General features: G+C 32.7%; 39 protein-coding genes. All 39 read left to right on the top strand.

Annotated elements, in window-relative coordinates; genetic code table 11:
* Positions 1-14: 14 nt before the first annotated feature.
* Positions 15-626 carry a hypothetical protein gene (locus DWX00_RS12535; RefSeq protein ID WP_118595398.1) on the top strand — a complete coding sequence of 204 codons (612 nt, stop codon included), beginning with the start codon at positions 15-17 and terminating at the stop codon, positions 624-626.
* A gap of 2 nt (positions 627-628) precedes the next feature.
* Positions 629-1,510, top strand: coding sequence for a VWA domain-containing protein (locus DWX00_RS12530; protein WP_118595397.1), 882 nt, complete (start codon positions 629-631; stop codon positions 1,508-1,510).
* Between the two features lie 13 nt (positions 1,511-1,523).
* Positions 1,524-2,624, top strand: coding sequence for an adenylosuccinate synthetase (locus tag DWX00_RS12525; RefSeq protein ID WP_118595396.1), 1,101 nt, complete (start codon positions 1,524-1,526; stop codon positions 2,622-2,624).
* Positions 2,625-2,637: 13 nt separating this feature from the next.
* Positions 2,638-3,144 (top strand): SLOG family protein, encoded by a 507-nt coding sequence (locus DWX00_RS12520; RefSeq protein ID WP_158578834.1) that lies wholly within the window; start codon positions 2,638-2,640, stop codon positions 3,142-3,144.
* Between the two features lie 4 nt (positions 3,145-3,148).
* Positions 3,149-3,451, top strand: coding sequence for a hypothetical protein (locus tag DWX00_RS12515; protein ID WP_118595394.1), 303 nt, complete (start codon positions 3,149-3,151; stop codon positions 3,449-3,451).
* Positions 3,452-3,835, top strand: a complete 384-nt coding sequence (locus tag DWX00_RS12510; protein WP_118595393.1) for a hypothetical protein — start codon at positions 3,452-3,454, stop codon at positions 3,833-3,835. It begins immediately after the preceding gene.
* 34 nt (positions 3,836-3,869) lie between these two features.
* Positions 3,870-4,088 carry a type II toxin-antitoxin system HicB family antitoxin gene (locus DWX00_RS12505; RefSeq protein ID WP_118595392.1) on the top strand — a complete coding sequence of 73 codons (219 nt, stop codon included), beginning with the start codon at positions 3,870-3,872 and terminating at the stop codon, positions 4,086-4,088.
* Between the two features lie 218 nt (positions 4,089-4,306).
* Complete coding sequence (locus DWX00_RS12495; RefSeq protein ID WP_118595390.1) at positions 4,307-4,492, top strand: hypothetical protein; 186 nt, start codon at positions 4,307-4,309, stop codon at positions 4,490-4,492.
* A gap of 23 nt (positions 4,493-4,515) precedes the next feature.
* Positions 4,516-5,400, top strand: coding sequence for a prohibitin family protein (locus DWX00_RS12490; protein WP_199669511.1), 885 nt, complete (start codon positions 4,516-4,518; stop codon positions 5,398-5,400).
* Between the two features lie 64 nt (positions 5,401-5,464).
* A complete protein-coding gene (locus tag DWX00_RS12485) occupies positions 5,465-6,094 on the top strand; it encodes a DUF5052 family protein (protein ID WP_118595389.1) in 630 nt (209 codons plus the stop codon).
* Positions 6,095-6,107: 13 nt separating this feature from the next.
* Positions 6,108-6,401: a hypothetical protein gene (locus tag DWX00_RS12480; RefSeq protein WP_118595388.1), complete on the top strand. Its 294-nt coding sequence runs from the start codon at positions 6,108-6,110 to the stop codon at positions 6,399-6,401.
* Complete coding sequence (locus DWX00_RS12475; protein ID WP_118595387.1) at positions 6,401-7,030, top strand: metallophosphoesterase; 630 nt, start codon at positions 6,401-6,403, stop codon at positions 7,028-7,030. The genes DWX00_RS12480 and DWX00_RS12475 overlap by 1 nt, the downstream gene beginning before the upstream one ends.
* Complete coding sequence (locus tag DWX00_RS12470; protein ID WP_118595386.1) at positions 7,023-7,436, top strand: DUF7336 domain-containing protein; 414 nt, start codon at positions 7,023-7,025, stop codon at positions 7,434-7,436. The genes DWX00_RS12475 and DWX00_RS12470 overlap by 8 nt, the downstream gene beginning before the upstream one ends.
* A gap of 690 nt (positions 7,437-8,126) precedes the next feature.
* A complete protein-coding gene (locus DWX00_RS12460) occupies positions 8,127-8,519 on the top strand; it encodes a hypothetical protein (protein WP_118595384.1) in 393 nt (130 codons plus the stop codon).
* A gap of 193 nt (positions 8,520-8,712) precedes the next feature.
* Complete coding sequence (locus DWX00_RS12455) at positions 8,713-9,129, top strand: hypothetical protein (RefSeq protein ID WP_118595383.1); 417 nt, start codon at positions 8,713-8,715, stop codon at positions 9,127-9,129.
* Between the two features lie 60 nt (positions 9,130-9,189).
* Complete coding sequence (locus tag DWX00_RS12450) at positions 9,190-9,411, top strand: Lar family restriction alleviation protein (RefSeq protein ID WP_118595382.1); 222 nt, start codon at positions 9,190-9,192, stop codon at positions 9,409-9,411.
* A 2-nt stretch (positions 9,412-9,413) separates the two neighbouring features.
* Positions 9,414-9,857 carry a hypothetical protein gene (locus tag DWX00_RS12445; protein WP_118595381.1) on the top strand — a complete coding sequence of 148 codons (444 nt, stop codon included), beginning with the start codon at positions 9,414-9,416 and terminating at the stop codon, positions 9,855-9,857.
* 50 nt (positions 9,858-9,907) lie between these two features.
* Positions 9,908-10,267, top strand: a complete 360-nt coding sequence (locus DWX00_RS12440; protein ID WP_147398255.1) for a hypothetical protein — start codon at positions 9,908-9,910, stop codon at positions 10,265-10,267.
* Between the two features lie 2 nt (positions 10,268-10,269).
* Positions 10,270-10,584, top strand: a complete 315-nt coding sequence (locus DWX00_RS12435) for a hypothetical protein (RefSeq protein ID WP_118595379.1) — start codon at positions 10,270-10,272, stop codon at positions 10,582-10,584.
* Between the two features lie 2 nt (positions 10,585-10,586).
* Positions 10,587-10,847, top strand: a complete 261-nt coding sequence (locus DWX00_RS12430) for a hypothetical protein (RefSeq protein ID WP_118595378.1) — start codon at positions 10,587-10,589, stop codon at positions 10,845-10,847.
* A 30-nt stretch (positions 10,848-10,877) separates the two neighbouring features.
* Positions 10,878-11,099, top strand: a complete 222-nt coding sequence (locus tag DWX00_RS12425; protein ID WP_118595377.1) for a hypothetical protein — start codon at positions 10,878-10,880, stop codon at positions 11,097-11,099.
* Between the two features lie 47 nt (positions 11,100-11,146).
* Entirely contained in the window at positions 11,147-12,013 is an 867-nt protein-coding gene (locus tag DWX00_RS12420; protein ID WP_118595376.1) for a DNA cytosine methyltransferase, read from the top strand.
* Positions 12,014-12,064: 51 nt separating this feature from the next.
* Positions 12,065-12,226, top strand: coding sequence for a hypothetical protein (locus DWX00_RS19660; RefSeq protein WP_158578832.1), 162 nt, complete (start codon positions 12,065-12,067; stop codon positions 12,224-12,226).
* 13 nt (positions 12,227-12,239) lie between these two features.
* Positions 12,240-12,746 carry a hypothetical protein gene (locus DWX00_RS12415; protein ID WP_118595375.1) on the top strand — a complete coding sequence of 169 codons (507 nt, stop codon included), beginning with the start codon at positions 12,240-12,242 and terminating at the stop codon, positions 12,744-12,746.
* Between the two features lie 54 nt (positions 12,747-12,800).
* The gene (locus tag DWX00_RS12410) at positions 12,801-13,121 is read left to right on the top strand and encodes a hypothetical protein (RefSeq protein ID WP_118595374.1); all 321 of its coding nucleotides are present in this window, start codon (positions 12,801-12,803) and stop codon (positions 13,119-13,121) included.
* A 5-nt stretch (positions 13,122-13,126) separates the two neighbouring features.
* Positions 13,127-13,405: a hypothetical protein gene (locus tag DWX00_RS12405; RefSeq protein ID WP_118595373.1), complete on the top strand. Its 279-nt coding sequence runs from the start codon at positions 13,127-13,129 to the stop codon at positions 13,403-13,405.
* Positions 13,392-13,583, top strand: a complete 192-nt coding sequence (locus tag DWX00_RS12400; RefSeq protein ID WP_118595372.1) for a hypothetical protein — start codon at positions 13,392-13,394, stop codon at positions 13,581-13,583. The genes DWX00_RS12405 and DWX00_RS12400 overlap by 14 nt, the downstream gene beginning before the upstream one ends.
* The gene (locus DWX00_RS12395; protein ID WP_118595371.1) at positions 13,584-14,003 is read left to right on the top strand and encodes a hypothetical protein; all 420 of its coding nucleotides are present in this window, start codon (positions 13,584-13,586) and stop codon (positions 14,001-14,003) included.
* Positions 14,003-14,551, top strand: a complete 549-nt coding sequence (locus DWX00_RS12390; protein WP_118595370.1) for a hypothetical protein — start codon at positions 14,003-14,005, stop codon at positions 14,549-14,551. The genes DWX00_RS12395 and DWX00_RS12390 overlap by 1 nt, the downstream gene beginning before the upstream one ends.
* A gap of 6 nt (positions 14,552-14,557) precedes the next feature.
* A complete protein-coding gene (locus tag DWX00_RS12385) occupies positions 14,558-14,941 on the top strand; it encodes a hypothetical protein (protein ID WP_118595369.1) in 384 nt (127 codons plus the stop codon).
* A gap of 8 nt (positions 14,942-14,949) precedes the next feature.
* Positions 14,950-15,366: a hypothetical protein gene (locus DWX00_RS12380; RefSeq protein WP_118595368.1), complete on the top strand. Its 417-nt coding sequence runs from the start codon at positions 14,950-14,952 to the stop codon at positions 15,364-15,366.
* Positions 15,367-15,406: 40 nt separating this feature from the next.
* Complete coding sequence (locus DWX00_RS12375) at positions 15,407-16,531, top strand: hypothetical protein (RefSeq protein ID WP_118595367.1); 1,125 nt, start codon at positions 15,407-15,409, stop codon at positions 16,529-16,531.
* Entirely contained in the window at positions 16,524-16,931 is a 408-nt protein-coding gene (locus tag DWX00_RS12370) for a hypothetical protein (protein WP_118595366.1), read from the top strand. Before DWX00_RS12375 ends, DWX00_RS12370 begins: the two co-directional genes overlap by 8 nt.
* A 17-nt stretch (positions 16,932-16,948) precedes the next feature.
* Positions 16,949-17,116, top strand: coding sequence for a hypothetical protein (locus DWX00_RS19655; protein WP_158578830.1), 168 nt, complete (start codon positions 16,949-16,951; stop codon positions 17,114-17,116).
* 45 nt (positions 17,117-17,161) lie between these two features.
* Positions 17,162-17,356, top strand: coding sequence for a hypothetical protein (locus DWX00_RS12365; RefSeq protein WP_118595365.1), 195 nt, complete (start codon positions 17,162-17,164; stop codon positions 17,354-17,356).
* Between the two features lie 312 nt (positions 17,357-17,668).
* Complete coding sequence (locus tag DWX00_RS12360; protein WP_147398254.1) at positions 17,669-18,163, top strand: hypothetical protein; 495 nt, start codon at positions 17,669-17,671, stop codon at positions 18,161-18,163.
* Positions 18,164-18,256: 93 nt separating this feature from the next.
* Complete coding sequence (locus tag DWX00_RS12355; RefSeq protein WP_199669510.1) at positions 18,257-18,781, top strand: hypothetical protein; 525 nt, start codon at positions 18,257-18,259, stop codon at positions 18,779-18,781.
* A complete protein-coding gene (locus DWX00_RS20725) occupies positions 18,769-18,891 on the top strand; it encodes an AAA family ATPase (protein WP_442857809.1) in 123 nt (40 codons plus the stop codon). Before DWX00_RS12355 ends, DWX00_RS20725 begins: the two co-directional genes overlap by 13 nt.
* Before the next feature lie 29 nt (positions 18,892-18,920).
* Entirely contained in the window at positions 18,921-19,754 is an 834-nt protein-coding gene (locus tag DWX00_RS12350; RefSeq protein ID WP_118595362.1) for a GIY-YIG nuclease family protein, read from the top strand.
* The last annotated feature ends 180 nt before the right edge of the window (positions 19,755-19,934 follow it).

The raw sequence follows: 19,934 nt of genomic DNA, 5'->3' as shown, positions 1-19,934 counted from the left end.
TGAGGAAAAGTAATATGATGAACAATTTTTTAAATGGTATGTTTGGCAAGGTAGGAAACGGAATGTGCAGATTGTCTATGAATGGTGATATCGCTGTTAAGACAAGCACTGGATACAAAACCTATAACGTAAAGACAGGAAAACTTACAAATTGTAACAACTTTGTATTCGACATCGGAGAAGAGTTTTTCTTTGTTATTCCAACTAACAAAGTTGAAAAAGGGGACATCATTCTTGTTAATGGTAAACCAAAGTGTGTCATCGAAGCGGATAAAAATAAAATTACAGTCGTTAATTATGAAGACTCTGCGGTAGATATGATTCTTCCAGAACGTCATGTATTTATGGGAAATACATATTTTTATGGAAAAATTGTTTCCATGTTTGGAAACGATATGTTTAAGAGTAAAAAAGGAACAAATAACATTTTTAAATATATGATGCTTTCTCAGATGATGAATGGTAACGATGGGACAAATGGTTCTATGACATTTGGTAATATGAGCTCAATGCTTCCTTTTATGATGATGGGTGGAGGAAACGGCATGTCTGAAATGTTTGATGGAATGTTTGATTTTGATATGAGTGACGAAGATGATACAGATGAAGCAGAGGAGGAAGAATAATTATGGGATGCGGAAGTTGGAAGTCAGATGATTTTGTAAGTTATTCAGCAACGAAAGGTCTTGATGTATCAGACGATGGTAAAATCAGAGGTTTATATTCTAACCAGGATATGTTTAAGGCAGTAACGCTTGATCATGCTTTAGATCCTAAGAATGTAATTAGAGAGTGCTGTGATTCTGCAGAACACCCGAATACTTTACCTGTTATCTTGGCGCTAGACGTTACGGGTAGTATGGGCGACGCAGCAGTTGAAGTATCTAAAACGTTAAATGAAGTAATGACAAAGCTGTATGAGAAAATTGCAGATGTTGAGTTTATGATTATGGGTATTGGAGATTTAGCTTACGATAGATATCCGATCCAGGCGTCTCAATTTGAGTCTGACATTAGAATCGCAGAGCAGCTTGATAAATTGTATTTTGAATTTGGCGGTGGCGGAAATAGATTTGAATCCTATACTGCTGCATGGTATTTTGGTCTTCATCATACAAAACTCGATTGTTTAAATCGCAATAGGAAAGGCATCATTATCACCATGGGAGACGAAATGCTTAACCCATATCTTCCTTTAGAAGGCCTTAGATGTAGTATGAAAAGTATTACAGGGGATAGTTTACAGGCAGATGTAGAGACAAGAGATTTGTATAAAGAAACATCGGAGAAATTCAATCTCTATCATCTCAATGTTGAACATGGCGGATATAATTATCGGCAGGAGTCAATTGAAAATTCGTTCAAAGAATATATGGATGATAAACATTTTAGAAATGTAAATATGAATAATATCGCAGATGCTATTGTTGATATTATTGTTGGTGAAGTAGAAAATAATGAGACAAATACGAATGTAATGATTTCTACTTCTGGAGAAATCGTTTGGTAGAATAGGAGACAAAATGATGAAAGACATTAAGATTGTGATTGGTGGATCGTTTGGCGACGAGGGAAAAGGGTTGATAACAAATTATTTTTCTCAAAAGAAAAATAGTATTGTTATATGTTCTAATGGTGGAGCGCAACGAGGACATACGGTTACGTCACCAGATGGCATTCGACATGTCTTTCATCATTTTGGATCTGGCACATTTAATGGAGCAGCTACATATCTGCCAGAAGATTTTATTTTAAATCCTATTATTTTCAAACAGGAATATGATGAGTTGACCAATCTAGGATATCGACCAGAAGTTTATATCAACAAAAACTGTATGATTACGACACCTTGGGATATGATGGCGAATCAGATCATTGAAGAAAGCCGTGGAAAGGACAAGCATGGTAGCTGTGGGCTTGGAATTTTTGAGACAATAAAAAGATATAAAGCTGGTGTAATAAATGTTAATTTTTCTATCAGAGACTATTATATAAAGCAGTTTGAAAAAGAGAAGATATCATTGTCTTATAAGTGGGAAAAGTTATTTCTTGACGATGGAATTTTTCATCATTTTTGGAACGACTGGGATTTTATGAACATTCATAGTGTTGAAATGGAAACAAATGATTTTTTAAATGTTTTTGATAATATTATCTTTGAAGCAGCACAAGGGCTTCTTTTGGATCAGAATAATACAGATTATTTTCCACATCTTACACCATCAAATACTGGTATCAAAAATCCAAAGAAAATTATTGAAAATACTAACTGGGCTGATGATATCAATATTGAAACCTGTTATGTATCTCGTACATATTTAACAAGACATGGAGCAGGAAAATTTCCTAGCGAATGCGACAAATATTTAATCAATCCGTACATGTTTGATAAAACAAATATTCCAAATCCGCATCAGGATACATTAAGATATGGAATGTTAGACTTAAAAGAATTATACGATAGATGTGAAAAAGATGTTGGAACATTCGGAGATAAGAAATCAATTGCTATCACACACGGTAATGAATATTCGGTTGATATGAAATTGTTAGAAGAATTATTTGACGAATGGAATATTTATTATTCTGACGGTGAAACAAGAAATGATATTTATGAACTATAATTGGAGAAAATATATGAAAGTAGCATTAACAGGACATAGATCTGAAAGACTTGGACTTCCAGAAAACGAAGCGGATGATGCTTGGGAAAAGATTGAAGAATGGATTGTAAAACAGCTCTTTAAAATGTATGAAGTTTGTTATTTGGAGAGAGAGAATTTAGATACCTATTGTGGTATGGCTTCAGGAAGCGATTTTGCATTTGGAACAGTAGCTATGTTAGTGAAGGTGTACGAAATCATTCCGTTGCGATTGCATTGTGTTCTACCATGTAAAGATTATAATTCGTCACATGCATTATATGATGACATGAAAAAATATGCAGACGAATGGATTGAATTATCTGATGAATTTTACAAAGGTTGCGACAATGCAAGAGATCAATATATGGTTGACCACTGTGATGTATTGTTGGCAATTTGGGATGGTAAAAAATCTGGTGGTGTATGGTCTACGATTCGCAAAGCGCAAAAGGCTGGTAAACAGATTGTGTATTGTCCTAAAGAAGTATTAGAGGGTTAATTATATGTTAAAAACGGTCGCAAATAAAGAAGAATTAGAAAATTTGATAATTAAAGATATAGATAAAATTGTATTATACACAACTATAAAAGACGTTAAAACAGGTGAAGAAAGTGAAATACAAATCGATATTACAAATTGTCATGATGCAGCAATCACTATAGATAAATGGGAAGAATTGAATATCAAAAAAATGAGGAATGAAATAAAAAAGAAAATATCTATTGAATGCTTAAATTATAATATGGAATTTAAAAAAGATGATAATAAGAATAATTTTCTTACATATATGTGGGAAAATAAGTAAATGGGTATAAAGATGTCAGTAGGATTTAATTGGTTCAAATCGTACAAAATACATATCCATAAAGGAACTACAATGTTTGATTACGATGATTCAGATATCGAATATATTGGTGGAGGTAGCACATCATATTCTGGATATAATATTGGATTGGTACAAGATTTGATCGAAAAATATAGTGGAAAGAGAATATCTATTATACAAGGAAAATGGCTCGAATCAGAAGATCAGGACTTACATTTGATTGATCCAAAAGCGATGACTGAGATTTGCCAGAGAATTTTAGACGGAAGCGAGGTAGATAATGTTAATATGAGATCTCGCATTGAATGGTTTAAAAAGCTATCTGATCAAGGATATTATTTATCTTATGACTATGCGTATTAAATTGAGGAACTCGTTTAGAGGAGATGGGTGAATTATGATGAACAATATGATGGAGTATAATGGTTATCATACAAAAATTGAATTTGATGCGGAATCGATGACTCTAAGAGGAAAAATAGAGGGAATTAATGATTATGTTGACTTTGAAGCTGGGGACATTTCTAGCATTGAAGTTGAGTTTCATTCTGCGGTAGATGATTATCTGGAGTTTTGTAAAGAAGTTGGAAAAGATCCAGAGAAAGAATATAAATAATTATATCTATAATCATACAGAATATGATAATGAAACGATTGCAGAAATGCGAGAATATGCAGAAAAGAAAAACACAAGACTGAAGAATAAATATGAAGACGAGATATCTAAAGGTTATCATCCTGAAGAACCGGTATATATAGATATGACCGTGTTCGGAGCAGTCGGATGAAATATGTCTTTCACAGGAAAGAATAAATATTCGAGGAGGTGATGATGTGAATCCAATTTTGATCCTTGGAGCAGTATTAGTTACAGTAATTTTATGGTTTCTGTTGACTTTTCTGTTCCAGCCATTGGGAAAATTCCTGCTTCATATTATAGACGACACATTGGAAGCAATGGAAGAGGAAGACAAACACAAAGAAAAGGAGAAGAAGAAAAATGAAAAAACGGTAAATTAGGTGGAATTGTTTTAGGAGTAGTATTGGCTGCAGGACTAATTGTAGGCATCAAATGTATGGAGAGAGTGCCAGCAGGATATGTAGGAGTTGTGTATAACTTCTCAGGCGGAATTTCTGATCAGGTGCTGACACAGGGATGGCATTTTGTATCTCCTACGAAAAAAGTAACTACATATTCGGTTGGTATTGAGCAGTCATACCTTACATCCGAAGATAAGGGAGATTCTCCAAAAGATGAGAGTTTTTCTACACCAACATCTGACGGAAAATCTCTTACTGTAGATCTTGAGTTCTCTTACAAATTTGATCCAGATAGAATTACTAAAACTTTTACAATGTTTAAAGTTCAGTCTGGTGAGACGGTGAAGAATACGTTTATCAAGCCTAAAATGAGAGCTTGGACGCAGGAAGTTACTGCAAAATTCCCTGTTACGGATGTATTTGGAGACAAACGTCAGGAACTTAATGAAGCTCTTGACGTATATATGAAACAGAAATTTGAGCCATACGGTATCATTATTGACACAGCAAATTTCACCAATATTGTAACCGATTCTGAAACATCAGCAGCGATTCAGAGAAAAGTAACTGCACAGCAGGAACTTGAGCTGGCTAACATTGAAGCCAAAACTGCAAAGGTACAGGCTGATAAGGATAAAGAAGTAGCACTTATTGCTGCAGAACAGGAAAAAGAAAAAGCCACAATTGAAGCTGAACAGAAGAAGATCCAGGCTGAAGGTGAAGCGGAAGCAACAAGGATTAAAGCAGAGGCGGAAGCCGAAGCGAATAAAAAGATTGCAGAATCTCTTACTCCAGAGCTTATTGAAAAGCAGAAGATTGAAAAGTGGAGCGGCGAGGTTCCACAGGTACAGGGAAGTAATACTCCTATCGTAAGTATTGGAGAATAATATTTTGTCATCCGTGGTGTCATAGCTACGGGTGACATTTATAAAAATAAAGGAGAAAATACATATGAAGAAAAAATTAGTAGCAGGAATTCTAATGGCAGCACTTGCGGTATCATGCCTTACTGGATGTGAAGGGTTGAATAGCGAAGTAAACGATCTCAATGGTTCCATCACGGGTAATACATATAATGCTTCGTTCTATACGAATGAAGGTGAAAAGTTCATGGATATGAGTGGACAGAAAATTGACCTGGATTCCAATATTGTAGAAGAAGAAACGTATTCAGATGGCAGTTGGGGGTATACGAAAAAATTGTCCAGCGTAGTTACGGTCACAATTGATGGCAAAGAAGTGGAGAACTGTGGAACTACAATGATTTTTGCGGAAAAAGGACTAAATCCTGATGTGGATTTTCAAAGTCCAGAAGTAATTAATAGTAAAACCGATGGTAGTCTTGGAGAGAATGTTATCATTGCAAGCGTTGTCAATAGATTTAAGAATTATTTTGGGAAAGCTCGTGTGGTCGTCATCCAGTCTCAACTTGGTGATCCGATTTGTGCCTATTCTGGTGATAGTGTGTATTATGAAGTATGTGAAGATCTGCCGAAAACGACAAAATTAATGATCGACGGAAAAGCATTATATATTCATAGAGCTAACTTCCAGATTATTGACAAAGAATTATTGAATTGAGGGAGAACATAATATGGATAAATCAGTATTAATAATGGATACACCTAAAACATGTTTAGACTGTATGTTTTGTTTCGAATTAGATGAAGGAATTGAAGCTTGCTGTTCTGTGACAGCAGACGAGGAAGATAAAAGTTTATGTAAAGAAATTATCTGTGAAAATGGTTATTGTAACAATAAACCAGAATGGTGTCCATTAAAGGAACTACCAAAAGAAGAAAACGGAGATGAAGATCTTTGTAGTTTCGATCGTGGTTGGACAGCAGGTTTTAATACATGTCTGCAAAGAATTAATGGAGAAAAGTAATGTATAGATATATTGCAGATTTACACATAGGATGTACGAATTCTTTTGAGCATCGTACATTGGAGCATGATGAGATTCTTGTGAAGAATTGGAATTCTGTTGTCAATAATAATGATACAACATTCATTTTAGGAGATATTGGTAGATGTGGCAATAATAAAGATAATGAATATTTATGTTCTGTCATTTCAAGACTCAAATCTAAAAAAATTTTAGTGGTCGGAAATCATGATGAGTCAGGATTGAAAGATTATAGGGTAAAACAGTTATTTGAAACTGTGGTTGATTATTTTGAACTTACTGATAATTACAATGGTATTAATCAAAAACTTGTGCTTTCTCATTATCCTATCTTCTCGTGGAATGGTTGTTATAAAGATACAGTTCTTCTTTATGGTCATACACATGGTAATTTCGATGACACTATCTATCAGGATTCTCTGGAAAAACTCAGATATAAAGTAAGACAATTAAATATAGAGAATAAAGAAGTGAAGAAATTCAAAAACCTTCCTTATGCTTATAACGTTGGTGCAATGATGGGTTGGATCAATTATTGCCCTAGAACATGGGAAGAAATTAAAAAAGATCAAATATTTGTAAGAAAGGTTGAAGGGCGAAATGAATAAAGTATATATTGTTACATCTGGAACGTATTCAGATTACGCAATTGAAAAAGTGTTTGACAATCGTGAAGATGCAGAAAGATATATTTGTTTACACGACAATGACGGTTGTTTGGATATGCGTGTAGAAGAATATGATATTTACAAAAATGCAGAATTAAAAAATGTAAAAGTTCATTACGGTATTTATTTTATTATGCGTGAAAATGGAATCAAATTTTTTGATATTGTATACGACAACAAACCTATTAAAACAAATATTAATAGATCTAAACATAACTATTTAAAAAGTTACGATGGTACATTGCCGTTATCCAATAGAAATATTTTTAAAGATAAAGATGTTGTAAAGAAAATCGTATATGATGCGGTCGCAAAATTTGAAGCTGAAGAAGCTGGAATCTGTTAGAAGAATTATGCTTGAGAGATTAAATAAGATTATAGAATCAAAACCATTTAAGAATGCAGCTAGAAAAACGGGCAATGTGGTCAAAATAACATTATCAGTATATTTTATTCCTATTATTATATCTGTTGCGCTGATTCCAGTGATACATAAATGGTTCTTTATCTTAGCGATTGTTATGTTATTTTCAACGTATTCATTTTCTAAATGGTTAATTAAGTTACTAGAAGAGGGGAGATTATAATGTTCTATTCAGTTAATGTTTATTTTGATGGAGAATAAAATATGGTAGTTAGTTTTAGCAGAAACATCTTTTTTGAAGTTGTATTGCAGAATTGAAAATAAAATCATAAACATAGACGGTAAAAGATGGAGAAATGGCAGACATAAATGTAGATGTCATGTATGCGGCAAAGTTTTGGATTCTAAGAAAGATAAGTATAGTCCAAAAGAATGCGGTTGGATGAGATTAAAAGACAGGAAAATTTACGATCCATGGATTTGTCATTCATGTTTGGAACATTATAAACATGGTAAATGGAATGTTTTAGATAATTATAGTAATGCAGGTGTGTATTGTTCTGAATGCGGAAAGAAAGTGTACAGGTCTGATTATGCGAATCAGAAAGTAAAATCAAACTTCTGTCCGAACTGTGGAGCGAAAATGGATGTGAATTGATTGGAGGAATAACGATGGAGAACAAGACATTGACGGATATCTATCTGATTTGTAAGGGTTGGTATAACAAGAGTCTACATAAAAACGAACTAGAAGCAATGAATTCATATTATCATAAACACTATGGATGCGATGATATTACAGTTGACGTACCGTTTGCACTTCATTTGTTTCTTGATCCTTTAACATTAGAAATTATAAAAAGAGATCCTGATAAAGCAAAATTTCTTTTTATGGACGTGACATTCGGAGAAAATAATCAATTATTTGTTAATGTCATGTATAGGCGAATTATACATATGATTATTCAATGTACCATTGGAACATTCAATCTGTCAGAATACGAAGAAATGTTTGACGCAGCAAAAGAGTGTAATTATGAAGATGAAACACTTGGGATTATATAATGAAAGCGATATTTCGTTAGGAGAATAACAATGGTATGGAAGAATTGTTCCGTTGAATGTGGATAACTATAGTCTCGAAGAAGAGGTTATTGAATCTTGGGAGTGGAACAATCCAGAACAAGAAATTGAAAATGGATTTCTGGTAGTAGTTAGTGTAGACGTGATAGAGGATGAAGTATAAGAGGTGAAGAAAATGCTAAATAAAGAAAAATATAAAGATAAGATTTTTGAGATCGCTGTTAATCATGATACATGTGGAGTCAAAAATGGAGAAGTGCGTTCATGTGGAGAATTAAGTTGTTATGATTGTGATTTTTATAGTTCAGATCATTGCGATATGGATTTTCAAAAATGGGCAAATTCTGGATATAAGGAACCAGAAATTGACTGGAGCATGGTACCTGTAGATACGCCCGTGTTGGTAGGAAATGACAAAAATGATCTATGGATTCGAAGATACTTTTGTAAATATTGTAATTTAGCTAATGATTATAAATTCGAAGTTTTTTCTGAAGGTAGAACATCTTGGTCTTCTAAAGGAGACAGTTATTGTTATCCATATTGTAAATTTGCGAGAGAAGAAGACATTGAAAAATACAGAAAGGTATAAATATGAATCAAAAAAATATGAATACGTTATAGTGTTTAATAATTGATAGGAGTGATAAACATGATTAATATCAAAGAAAAAGAATTAAAACCATGCCCGTTCTGCGGGTGGACTAAATTAAGAATTGGTCAAAAGACAAGATATTCGAAAGTTGCATATTTTGTGATTTGCAATAAGTGTCATGCTAGAGGCGGAACGTGTAGTGTAGATACTTATAGAAAAGAAGAGGAACACGATAAAACAAAATGCGAAGCAATTCGAAAATGGAATGAGAGAATATAATTATGAATCAATTGGAAGAGGCATTGAGAGAGCAAATTGATTATTGTGTAAAGATGGAACATTTCCATAGTGCAGTTTTCTGTTCTACACAGGAGAAAAAAATAATTGTAGAAAAATCATTAGATAAGATTTTAGAAAACATTCCAAAAGAATCACATTTATTTCTTTCTCGGCGTGATAACACATCTGTTTTATTCTTTTCAAATTCAAGTGTCTTGAGAGTTTTCAATTTGTCGGATTTAAAAACTAATCGAGGTTATAAGTGCAATGGATGCATCATCGACAAAGAAATGCCACAGGAATTAAAAGAAATTTTGGTGTATGCTCGAATAATTCCTAGGACATTTACTATGAACGGAGAATATGACTACGAAACATGGGACGCTGTTAAAGAGAGGGTTAAAGAAGTATGGTGGCCAGATACGATAGATGAATTAAGTTGTTAGAAGAAAACGGATATGTTATTTTGTCGTATATCCAAATAAATGGGGTAGATATGGAATTTGAAAGACATTATCATAAGAGTGAGAAACTTTATATTGAATATTTAAATGTATATGGAACCGTGCATTTTGATTGTAATGAGTGTTTCTGTGGTAGATCATGGGTTCTTCTGACGGCAAGTAAAGGCGATGATTGGCATAAGCCATATACCATTACTGTGACTATTTGTGATCAGGATGATTATGATATTGGACAAATTTACTATTGCAGAGAAGAAAACTTTACACAGGTTCTAATAGAATTAATTAACTGGATGAATGATTTAGAACACGGAATGTGTTTTTACGATGAATTCATTGTAGATGTAGAAAACTTCTTTCCAGATTGTGGTTGTAGAAAAGAGTGGAGGTAATTATGGAACATATAGTTCAGTTTGGGATCAGTATTGATGATGATCAAATTAAGAAAACGATAGAGAACAATGTTAGATCTCAAGTTGTAGCGGAAATTAAAAAAGATTGTATGAAACAATTAATTGGAAATGACAATGCAAGTGCTTATCAATATTCTCAGAAAATTAAAGACATGGTAAATGATAACATCAAGTCATTTTTAGAAGAAAATAAGGAAACTATTATTAAAGAAGCAGTGAATCAGTTAGCAGAAAAATTATCAAGAACGAAAGCTGCGAAGGAAGCTTTAAGTAAGACGATTGGAGACATGTTTTAACAATGAAAACCAATATACATAAAGTAAATTACGATGGAACTCCAAACACGAATGGGAATTGGTGGGTATGGAGAGAAACATGTGATAGGTGTCAAAAATTGATATATGATGAGACAACGCAACATTCGGATTTTGAGGAAGCAGATGTGGATTTTTGTGCTGAATGTATCAGATATTTTATGAAAAAACATATTTCTTATAAAGAAGCTGAAATGAAATACACAAAGAAGAATTTGAATTTCAATTCAGATGAAAAATTTTAACTAAGAAATTGCACTTTCATAGGAGAAAATATGGTCAAAGAATATTGTGATATTTGTGGTAAAAAAGCGAAAACCACGAAGTACGTACTACCTTTTCGGTACAAAGAAAAAGCGAATGATAAATTTAACAATACAATCTTGTGTTTTGATGTGGTAAAACCAACGGAAGTAGATTTATGTACAAATTGTGCTTGGGATATAAATTCGTTAATATGTTATGATATTAAACAGGTCTTAGATAGAAATAAATAATTTATGAGTGTTCGCTCAAATAATTTCACAGAATAGGAAAATTAAATATGGGAATTACAGCAAAGAGTTATTTTAGTGGAGCTGGTGGCATGGATCTTGGGATTAAAGAAGCCGGTATCAACATTTTAGAGTCATTTGAAATTGACAAGAAATGTTGTGATACTTTGCGAAAGAATTTTAATCATAAGGTTAACGAATGTGATATTGCCAAAATAACAGTATTAGATCAGCAGGATGCGGACGTTTACATTGGGACATTTCCGTGTACTAAATATTCAACTGCTGCAGACATTAATGGAACACGAACAGGCGATGATTTGTTTTTACATTTCTTTCGACATATTGTATTAGCAAAACCAGAAATGTATGTTGTTGAGAATGTGCCTGGAATGCTTAAGTTTAGAGTTGTTATGGAAGCACTGACAAAACTTCCGGATTATTACGTTCGAATTGAATGTCCAGTTAATGCGAATATGTGGTTGCCACAGGAAAGAAAGCGACTGATTCTAATTGGCAGTAAAAAGCCTTTTAGTCGTTTTGAATATCCAGAAAGAAAACCATTGAGATTGAAAGATATTCTGGAAAAAGATAGTGAAGTAGATATTCCGCAATATGTTTTGAATCGTATTAATGGAAAATACAGGGACAACCCAATTGTATCTGATCCAGAAAATGATGATCTTGCACCAACATGTGTTGCTCACTATGCAAAGGATAAAGGGACAAGATTAATTAAGGATGGAAAGAGAATAAGACCATATACGGTTAGAGAATATGCGAGACTACAAGGATTTCCTGATTGGTTTCAGTTTTGCGGAACTGATAATGATGCTTATCGTCAAATTGGTAATGCAGTGGCGGTACCTATGGGTAGATGGATTGGAGAACAGATTGTAAGATATTTCGAACAATAGGAGATAGGTATGGAAGAAGATTTGTTTCATTTGGAGGGTAAAAAATAAATAATGAATACAAAAGAAAAAGAACTTAAAGAGGAATACGAAAAATTCATACTAACAAAAGAAGGTAAGGAATGGATAAATCATTGGCAGAAGATAATTGGTTCTGATACTGGCGGAGACTTTGGAGATTATTTATATGATTTCTATCCTGAAATGATTTCTTAGGAAGGAGAATATTATGAAGAAAACAAAAATTATTAGTGCATTTCCTGCTTGTGGCAAGACATATGCTTTTAAAAAATTAAATGAAAAAGGTTATAAGATTCTCGATAGCGATAGCAGTCGGTTCAGTTGGTGTTATGATTATGATCCAACCATTTCAGATCAAATTGAAGAGTATCGTAATCCTGAATTTCCAAAAAATTATATTAAGCACATTAAAGAGAATATTGGAAAAGTTGATTATATCTTTGTAAGTAGCCACAAAGAAGTAAGAGATGCTCTGATTGAAAATGGAATCTATTTTACACTGGTTTATCCAGATAGAAGCATGAAAGCTGAATGGGTTGGCAGATGTTTCTTGCGTGGAAGTGGCGAAAAGTTCTGTAAGCTCATTGCAGACAATTGGGATAAATGGATTAATGAAATGGAAGAAGTTGAGTGTGACAAATGGATTCTTGGAGATAAGGAATCAATTGACAGATATTATTATCTTGATGAATTAGCAGAGAACAAATTGATTTAACATGAGGTGAAAATTATGTATCAAAATTGCTGTAGAAAGTGTGGAAGTACATCTTTGCATACGGAAGTAAAGGGTAACAACACAGGGTTATATTGTGATGATTGTGGAGCATGGCAACGTTGGCTTGGAAAAGATGAATTGAGAGCATTTGAGCATTCACAAAAATCACAATTACCAAAAACAAGTTGCGATATTCCGATGCCGAAAGTCGTAGAATATTGCCCACCAAAAACAATTGCAAGAATCAAACTGTGTGGAGTGATGGTTTTTAATGTTACAGATATGATGCCATGGAAGAAACCGACCGAAGAACAGATTAAGAATCTGCATGATATGTTATGTGTCGATGTTGAGATTTTAGAAGATGGAGAATAGGTATTATGTACAGATGTGGTATGGGATACGAACTTCAAGATAATTTAGTTTCACTAGATAGATGTAACTCTGACGGTCATCCAGATTTTTGTAAAGATTGTCGTAATTATAATAAAGAATATGATTTAGTAGAACGTGTGATTGAGTCTGCTAAATGCCGGATATATCGGTTAAAAGCTAATTTTGGTAGCACAGAAGCACATCAAAAGAAATCAGAAAATCAGCAGGAATTGATGGAAATTACTATTAGAGCATTGGAGTTTTACAGAGATGAGTACGACTAATATTAAGAAAAATTCGAGAGGGCTTAGAGCAGAATTAAAAGTTTATGATGATTTCATGGTTGACAAGGAAGAGTACGATAAAGTTATAGAAGCATTTGCGAATATACCTGAGAAATATATTGTGCCATATGATTCGTTGTTATATGCAAGTTCTGCATGGAAAGATGGTGAAGAATAAATGGAAGTATTAGCAAACACAGAGTATCAAGATGTTTATAGAATTGTAGATGGTGTGCTGCTTATTGTAAATAAATTTAAAAGAATAATCTATGATGAAGATAAATATTTCAGAGTATCTTTTAGCAAAGCCAAGCTTAAATCATATAACAAAGGTTGTCAAAAATGGTTAAAGGTTCTTAAAGAAGATTACTATGATGCATATTCTAATATAACAGTTCCAAAGGGTACGGTTCTGTACCAAGATTATCCAATAAAATTATCAAATGTATATAAATATGAAGTAAAAACGACTGGTACTTCTTTTAGTGGCAATTATTCAACAGTAAAAAGTATCATTAATGATATTCGTGAAGTCATTGATTGCAACGAATTCAAAGATGTTGCATGTTATATCAATGCAAAGGATGGTGAAAAATAATGTCTGATCTATATGTGTATCTAATTCGTTCAAGAAATAAAGACAACAAAGATTTTCTTAATTTCAAAGAGCGTATAAAGATTATCTTAGAATATAAAGAAAACGAAGATAGAGTAATCAAAGAATTTCATAAGTTTGCAGCGGATGGAGTTCCAGGCGAACAGACAAGATTGTATCGGTCTGTAAATTCTAGAAATGAAGAAAAGATAAGAGAAGAACTTATTATTAGATTGCTTAGAGATAAACCAAGTATGACAAAGCTGAATCGTACATTAGCTTCAGTTGCACAGCAAGTAGAGAATCGTGATGAAAGCAAGTGGTTGTTTGATTTTGATGTAGACGATGAAGAAAAAGTAAATGATTTTATCGATGATATTTACTTTTATTCTGAACTAGAAAATCATGAATTATATAAAACTCCACATGGTTATGCGATTGTGGTTCCTCATAAATTTGATATAAGAGAATTAATGGAGAAGTGGAAAGATTATGATATCACATTAAAAAAAGATAGATTGTTATTCTTGGATATGATTACAAAGGAGTGAAGCGAATTGACGTTTGAAGAAAGAATACGTGAATATTGTCTACGATCAGACATAGTGTATAAAAGAATCCTTTCATCTCCATGTGAAAAAGACTTGTATGTTTTGTATCCATCAGAATTAGCAAATGAACAGATCCTTAAAGACAACATTCCAAAGATGCTAAAAGTTATAAAGGAATATATCAGTGAGTTGGAATTATGTGCATATTGTATGCGTAAAGTTGATAATCTTTATTTTGATTCTCAAAAAACAGTTATAATAAATGAAGCACATAACCATCAAGAAAAAGCAGATGAACTGGCAGAAATTATGAATGAAGGAATTAGTCCTTATGCTTGGTATTATTATGAAGTAATGAATGGATATATTGTGTGTTTAGATAAGACTTAGGAGTAATTATGGAGAAAGTAATTAGATATAAGTGTGATTATTGTGGTGAACTATTCAGTTCAGAAGAATGGTGCCTGGAACATGAAAAGGCACACAAGAGATCAGAAAAAGCCAACATGATGCTGGATGAAGGTAAAACATTGGAAGGAATTAACAATGAATGTCACTTGTGGCCCGAAGTGCCGAAATATCTAAAGAATGTAACAAAAGATAATTGCTTTGTCGTTAGTTACTGGCAATGTTGTGACAAGCCAGCTTATAGAATTGTTTCTATTACTCATAAAGGACGATTAGAACTTTGGGGTTGTGGTTCTTGGAATGGTTATTACGGTGGTGAGTTTAAGATTGGCAATGATAATTTAAAAGACCCAAGACCTAAAGAAGAGTTGTTTGTTGATCCGAGATATGAAGAATTATATTGGTAGGGTAACTTTGTAATAGAGAATAACTAAAGGAGGAAAACGATTGAGAAGTAGTATTTTTATCCCTAAAACAATTAATGTTGGTTATCAGAATCGTTCAGGAACATATACAGGAAAGCTTGCTTATGTAATTTACTATGACGAAAAGGGTAAGTTGCGAAAAGAGGCTTCATGGAATGGTTGGCGAGATGAGAATATTCCAAATAATGAATATGATAATATTCCAACCGAAGGATTTGTGCTTAATAAAAAAGCAGGTGATTATTCTACAGGTTGGGATCACAGACATGCTTATTGTAGAGTGTACGATCCACGAGGCTTTGAATTTGAGATTACTATCGAGAATTTATTATACATTCTTGAAAACGCAAATTGTATCAAGGGTAAGGGGCTTGAAGGAGAATTTGTATATGGATGGGACGGCAAAGATTTAGTTCTTATGCCAGTAGAATCACCTGATTATAAAGAGATTAGTGAGTTTAATAAGATTATCCATAATAATGAATGTGTTAAAGCAAAAGACTTAATTATAGGTGCCACATATTTAACCAAGGATAATGAGAATTGGATTTATATGGGTAAATTTGATGTCTATGATAGATATGAAAATTGGAAAAATAAAGGTAAACATTTTTGGTTTTGGAAAGGTAGTTATTTTGAGCATTATAGGTCGATGCCAAAGAATAAATTTATCAAATGTATTGATGATAAGTGCAATGAAAAGTATGCAGACATTTTTGATAAATTGGAAGGAGAATCTGAGTATTCTCCATATGATAGTAGCAAAGACGAATATAAATACTTTACACTTGATGAATTTAAAAAAGGCGATTACTGGGAAAGAATTCGTTTTATAAGCGAATATTATAGTGGGAATAAATATGTATTTGAGACTTATAAACGGGATGATAATTTATATATTATCTATAAAATACAAATGGAATATATGCATTACGGTCCATATGAAGAACGTGTTAAAGTAACTGACATATTTCCTACCACATCTAAAATGGTTAAGTCAAACCGATATCCATATAATGATAAAGAAGAAAAACATATGATTCCTGTTACTATTGAACAGATTTTTGAAACAATGAAGCCAATGTATATTCAGAAACATTTAGCAAACGGCAGAGAATATAAAAGGAGTACGAAATCAAATGAGTAAGAATGATGATAGAATTTTAGAATTAAAGAAACAAATTGAGGATAAGAGAAAAGCTATCTCTGAGAAGAAGATTAGATTTGTTCCTGAGACAAATTGTGTTCTCAATATGGATGGAATGACTATCAACCTTAATGTATGTTCAGATGATGCATTAGTGTTGTTACTTATCAGACTCAATTCATATCTTATGTCGGCAGTTGACCTTGGAATGTCTGATTTTGAAATTTCAGGATACAGCGTAACGGCTTGGATTAAGGATATTAAAAGAAAGTTAGAAGTATCTTGTCTAAAGAAAGAGGAAGCAGATTTGAAGAAGATGGAGGGTAAACTGGATAAGCTGCTATCTGATGATAAGAAAACTGAACTTGAGATTGATGAGATTGCAAATTTATTGAAGTAGTATGGGAGAATAAATCAATGGAAGAATATATTAAGAGAATTGAACAAATTGCAGCAAAATGCACAAAAAGTCAGTCAGATGGATATTCACAGATTATGAGAATCTGTGATGCCATGAGAGAAGAACAGAGATATTGCTTAGGATATGTTTCTAAAGAGAAAATTAAATCTCAGCAATTTGATTAGTAATGAATCCGACATTTCTTTCAATAGAAGGAGAGAATAAACATTATGACAATTAAATTTATTAAAGATGTTGTCTTCAAAGATCAAAAAGAAGATAGTGTAAAGATTAAAAAAGAAAAGATTCTTACAGCAAGCGTTGTAACAAATGAAGATGGTAAGGAAGAGTACGAGGTTACGCATAAGAAAAATACATTCATGATTCCATCTTCTATGAAAGATGCAATATTTGAAATTTTGTAAGCTTGTCCAGATTCTTTCGGAGAATAAGCAATTATACAAAAGTACAATTTTAAAGGGTGATCATTATGGATAAAAATGATTGGATTTCATTAAAAGAAAAATATCCTGATATGAAAGAGACTTATTGTTCGCAATGTTCAAGAGGATGATTATCTGAAAAAGTTCTTGTTCAAACAAAAAATGGAGCTTATTTCATTGCTGAATGTGCAAGAACAAGAGATTTTAAATGGAAGACGGATGAAGAAGTGTGGTATTCCTATGGGACAGGTGTACGAAGAAAGGCTGTAAGAAATAAAGTTGTTGCATGGAAGTATGATGGAGAATAAAATGTTGTGCTGTGATTGTCCTTATGGATATGAAGATTATATGAAAGTGTCTGAAATATTTGATGATTTGTCACAAGAGGAAATTTGTCGAGCTATTTGGTGTGATAAGATTGGTGGAAAAGTAGGATATATGGGATGCTGCGAAGAATATTCTCGAATGGGAAATGTTGTTAAAACTCAATCAAATAAAAAGAGAAGAACTAAACGCGAGCGATATTTGAAGCATCAAAATAATCTTAAGCACCTATATGAAATTGCTGGCGGTTATTATCCTGCGCCAGTTGGATATATGGATGAAATTAGGATTAATGGACATGGTTATGTTCAGAACACTAAACCATATTATAAAAGATGGTATCGTGGAAAACGTAGCAAGTATTTTAAGCAGCAATCAAATAGAAAGATTCGTAGATATAAGGGCGAATTACATAAAGGTAATATGGCTCATAAATTATATGATTTCTGGTGGGAATTGTGTTAATGATGAATAGCTGATTTAACTGTAGAGTCTGATAATGGACTTGCAATTACTGGAGTCTGGATAAGAGATTAGTTTACAAAGGGTGGTGAGAACGTGGGGACAAATTATTATATGATGATAAAAGATAAGGAACTTGTGACAAAGTATTTTGACAATGAGTACGAGCTTACAGATTCACCTTATTTTGGATATGAAGTGCATATCATGAAACTGAGTTATGGTTGGAAACCTTTGTTTGAGTGGCACGGTAATGCTTATAAATCAGTAGAAGATATGCTGAAGTTCTTAGAATTTCATAGAATGGATATTGAAATTTTTGATGAGTATGGCAAACAGTATACTATCGAAGGGCTGAAAGAAGAATTTACTAGCCATGTAAATAGAGAACCAAAGTATATGAAACATATTCCAGAAGGTATTCCGAATCATATATTTGGTGGTAGAGATTATCTTGTTGAGTCTACAGAAGATGATTATGACATTAAAATGCCATATGACCATGTAGAGTATCATAAATTAGATCCTTATAGCGAAAGAAGATATATTGATGAAAGCAGAGAACCATTATATTTCCATGATAAGGATGGTTATGATTTTACGAAAGAATGTTTTGCATAATGAATAGACCTACGCTTTGGGTTATGTGCGGGCTGAGTGGAAGTGGAAAATCAAGTGTAGCAAAAGAAATTGTAAAAAATAATCCAAAGAAGGAGATGAATAATAAATAACAAAAAGAAAAATTTATTGTGGAATATATATGATACGCAATAAAATAAACGATAAAAAATATATAGGTCAAAGTATAGATATATGGTATAGATATAGAAATCATTTGAGTGAATCATATAATGCACAAGTAAACAAAAAAGCTTACAATATGGCAATTCATAAGGCAATAAGAAAATATGGTGAAAGTAATTTTGAATTAATTGTTTTAGAAGAATGTTCACAAGAAGAATTAAACGAACGAGAAATTTATTGGATAGAATATTACGATACATACAACGATGGTTACAATCAAACAATTGGTGGAGATACATTAAAAAATACAATTGATAGAGCAAATATATATCGTCTGTGGGATGAAGGAAAAACTATTAAAGACATTCATGAAATAACTAAACATGGAAAATATCAAATTATTCATATTTTGGAAGGTTATGATAAATACTCATCTGAAGAAAGCAAGAGAAGAGGATTTTCGTCTGCTTCAAAGACTAGGGGCAAAACTGTATATAGATATCAAATGGATGGCGAATATATAGATGAATTTTGGTCAATTGCTGAAGCCGGAAGAAAAACAGGAACAAGAAATACAGATATAAGTTTATGTTTAAATGGCTCTCAACAATCTGCAAATAATTATAGATGGAGTTTTGAGAAAAAAGGTAATATCGGAGAATATAAAGCGACGATGGCAAATAAAAAGAAAGCAGTTATGAAATGTGATGAGAACAATAATTTTATTGAAGAATTTGCATCAATTACAGATGCGGCAAAATCAGTAGGGCTAAAAGGTTTGTCTGGAATAATAAAATCATGCGAAAAAGATGTTTTGTGCAAAGGGTATAAGTGGAAGTATAAATATTAAAACAAAAAGAACGTTGGAAGAAAAGATTTGGAGAATATAAGTATCAGATGCTTTTAAATTTTCATGAATGCGATAAAGCGAGGTGAGATACATGAGGATGCAATGCAGATTTAGAAACTTGGCTGCATGATTTTTCTGACAGGGTATATAGGATTTTGGAATACAGAAAACCTTATGAAT

The sequence above is a fragment of the Blautia sp. AF17-9LB genome (assembly GCF_003479185.1).
Classification (GTDB): Bacteria; Bacillota; Clostridia; order Lachnospirales; family Lachnospiraceae; genus Fusicatenibacter; species Fusicatenibacter saccharivorans.
This window is presented reverse-complemented; position numbering and strand designations above follow the sequence as displayed.

Coding starts and splice junctions, on each gene's coding strand:
- DWX00_RS19655 (WP_158578830.1), top strand. CDS start 16,949: ATGGAAGAATATATTAAGAGAATTGAACAAATTGCAGCAAAATGCACA.
- DWX00_RS12360 (WP_147398254.1), top strand. CDS start 17,669: ATGATGGAGAATAAAATGTTGTGCTGTGATTGTCCTTATGGATATGAA.
- DWX00_RS12380 (WP_118595368.1), top strand. CDS start 14,950: ATGGAGAAAGTAATTAGATATAAGTGTGATTATTGTGGTGAACTATTC.
- DWX00_RS12430 (WP_118595378.1), top strand. CDS start 10,587: ATGAAAACCAATATACATAAAGTAAATTACGATGGAACTCCAAACACG.
- DWX00_RS12525 (WP_118595396.1), top strand. CDS start 1,524: ATGATGAAAGACATTAAGATTGTGATTGGTGGATCGTTTGGCGACGAG.
- DWX00_RS12400 (WP_118595372.1), top strand. CDS start 13,392: ATGAGTACGACTAATATTAAGAAAAATTCGAGAGGGCTTAGAGCAGAA.
- DWX00_RS12505 (WP_118595392.1), top strand. CDS start 3,870: ATGATGAACAATATGATGGAGTATAATGGTTATCATACAAAAATTGAA.
- DWX00_RS12425 (WP_118595377.1), top strand. CDS start 10,878: ATGGTCAAAGAATATTGTGATATTTGTGGTAAAAAAGCGAAAACCACG.
- DWX00_RS12390 (WP_118595370.1), top strand. CDS start 14,003: ATGTCTGATCTATATGTGTATCTAATTCGTTCAAGAAATAAAGACAAC.
- DWX00_RS12475 (WP_118595387.1), top strand. CDS start 6,401: ATGTATAGATATATTGCAGATTTACACATAGGATGTACGAATTCTTTT.
- DWX00_RS12515 (WP_118595394.1), top strand. CDS start 3,149: ATGTTAAAAACGGTCGCAAATAAAGAAGAATTAGAAAATTTGATAATT.
- DWX00_RS20725 (WP_442857809.1), top strand. CDS start 18,769: ATGTTTTGCATAATGAATAGACCTACGCTTTGGGTTATGTGCGGGCTG.
- DWX00_RS12535 (WP_118595398.1), top strand. CDS start 15: ATGATGAACAATTTTTTAAATGGTATGTTTGGCAAGGTAGGAAACGGA.
- DWX00_RS12365 (WP_118595365.1), top strand. CDS start 17,162: ATGACAATTAAATTTATTAAAGATGTTGTCTTCAAAGATCAAAAAGAA.
- DWX00_RS12470 (WP_118595386.1), top strand. CDS start 7,023: ATGAATAAAGTATATATTGTTACATCTGGAACGTATTCAGATTACGCA.
- DWX00_RS12440 (WP_147398255.1), top strand. CDS start 9,908: ATGGAATTTGAAAGACATTATCATAAGAGTGAGAAACTTTATATTGAA.
- DWX00_RS12480 (WP_118595388.1), top strand. CDS start 6,108: ATGGATAAATCAGTATTAATAATGGATACACCTAAAACATGTTTAGAC.
- DWX00_RS12445 (WP_118595381.1), top strand. CDS start 9,414: ATGAATCAATTGGAAGAGGCATTGAGAGAGCAAATTGATTATTGTGTA.
- DWX00_RS19660 (WP_158578832.1), top strand. CDS start 12,065: ATGAATACAAAAGAAAAAGAACTTAAAGAGGAATACGAAAAATTCATA.
- DWX00_RS12435 (WP_118595379.1), top strand. CDS start 10,270: ATGGAACATATAGTTCAGTTTGGGATCAGTATTGATGATGATCAAATT.
- DWX00_RS12350 (WP_118595362.1), top strand. CDS start 18,921: ATGATACGCAATAAAATAAACGATAAAAAATATATAGGTCAAAGTATA.
- DWX00_RS12485 (WP_118595389.1), top strand. CDS start 5,465: ATGAAGAAAAAATTAGTAGCAGGAATTCTAATGGCAGCACTTGCGGTA.
- DWX00_RS12520 (WP_158578834.1), top strand. CDS start 2,638: ATGAAAGTAGCATTAACAGGACATAGATCTGAAAGACTTGGACTTCCA.
- DWX00_RS12415 (WP_118595375.1), top strand. CDS start 12,240: ATGAAGAAAACAAAAATTATTAGTGCATTTCCTGCTTGTGGCAAGACA.
- DWX00_RS12420 (WP_118595376.1), top strand. CDS start 11,147: ATGGGAATTACAGCAAAGAGTTATTTTAGTGGAGCTGGTGGCATGGAT.
- DWX00_RS12455 (WP_118595383.1), top strand. CDS start 8,713: ATGCTAAATAAAGAAAAATATAAAGATAAGATTTTTGAGATCGCTGTT.
- DWX00_RS12395 (WP_118595371.1), top strand. CDS start 13,584: ATGGAAGTATTAGCAAACACAGAGTATCAAGATGTTTATAGAATTGTA.
- DWX00_RS12450 (WP_118595382.1), top strand. CDS start 9,190: ATGATTAATATCAAAGAAAAAGAATTAAAACCATGCCCGTTCTGCGGG.
- DWX00_RS12370 (WP_118595366.1), top strand. CDS start 16,524: ATGAGTAAGAATGATGATAGAATTTTAGAATTAAAGAAACAAATTGAG.
- DWX00_RS12460 (WP_118595384.1), top strand. CDS start 8,127: ATGGAGAACAAGACATTGACGGATATCTATCTGATTTGTAAGGGTTGG.
- DWX00_RS12530 (WP_118595397.1), top strand. CDS start 629: ATGGGATGCGGAAGTTGGAAGTCAGATGATTTTGTAAGTTATTCAGCA.
- DWX00_RS12510 (WP_118595393.1), top strand. CDS start 3,452: ATGGGTATAAAGATGTCAGTAGGATTTAATTGGTTCAAATCGTACAAA.
- DWX00_RS12405 (WP_118595373.1), top strand. CDS start 13,127: ATGTACAGATGTGGTATGGGATACGAACTTCAAGATAATTTAGTTTCA.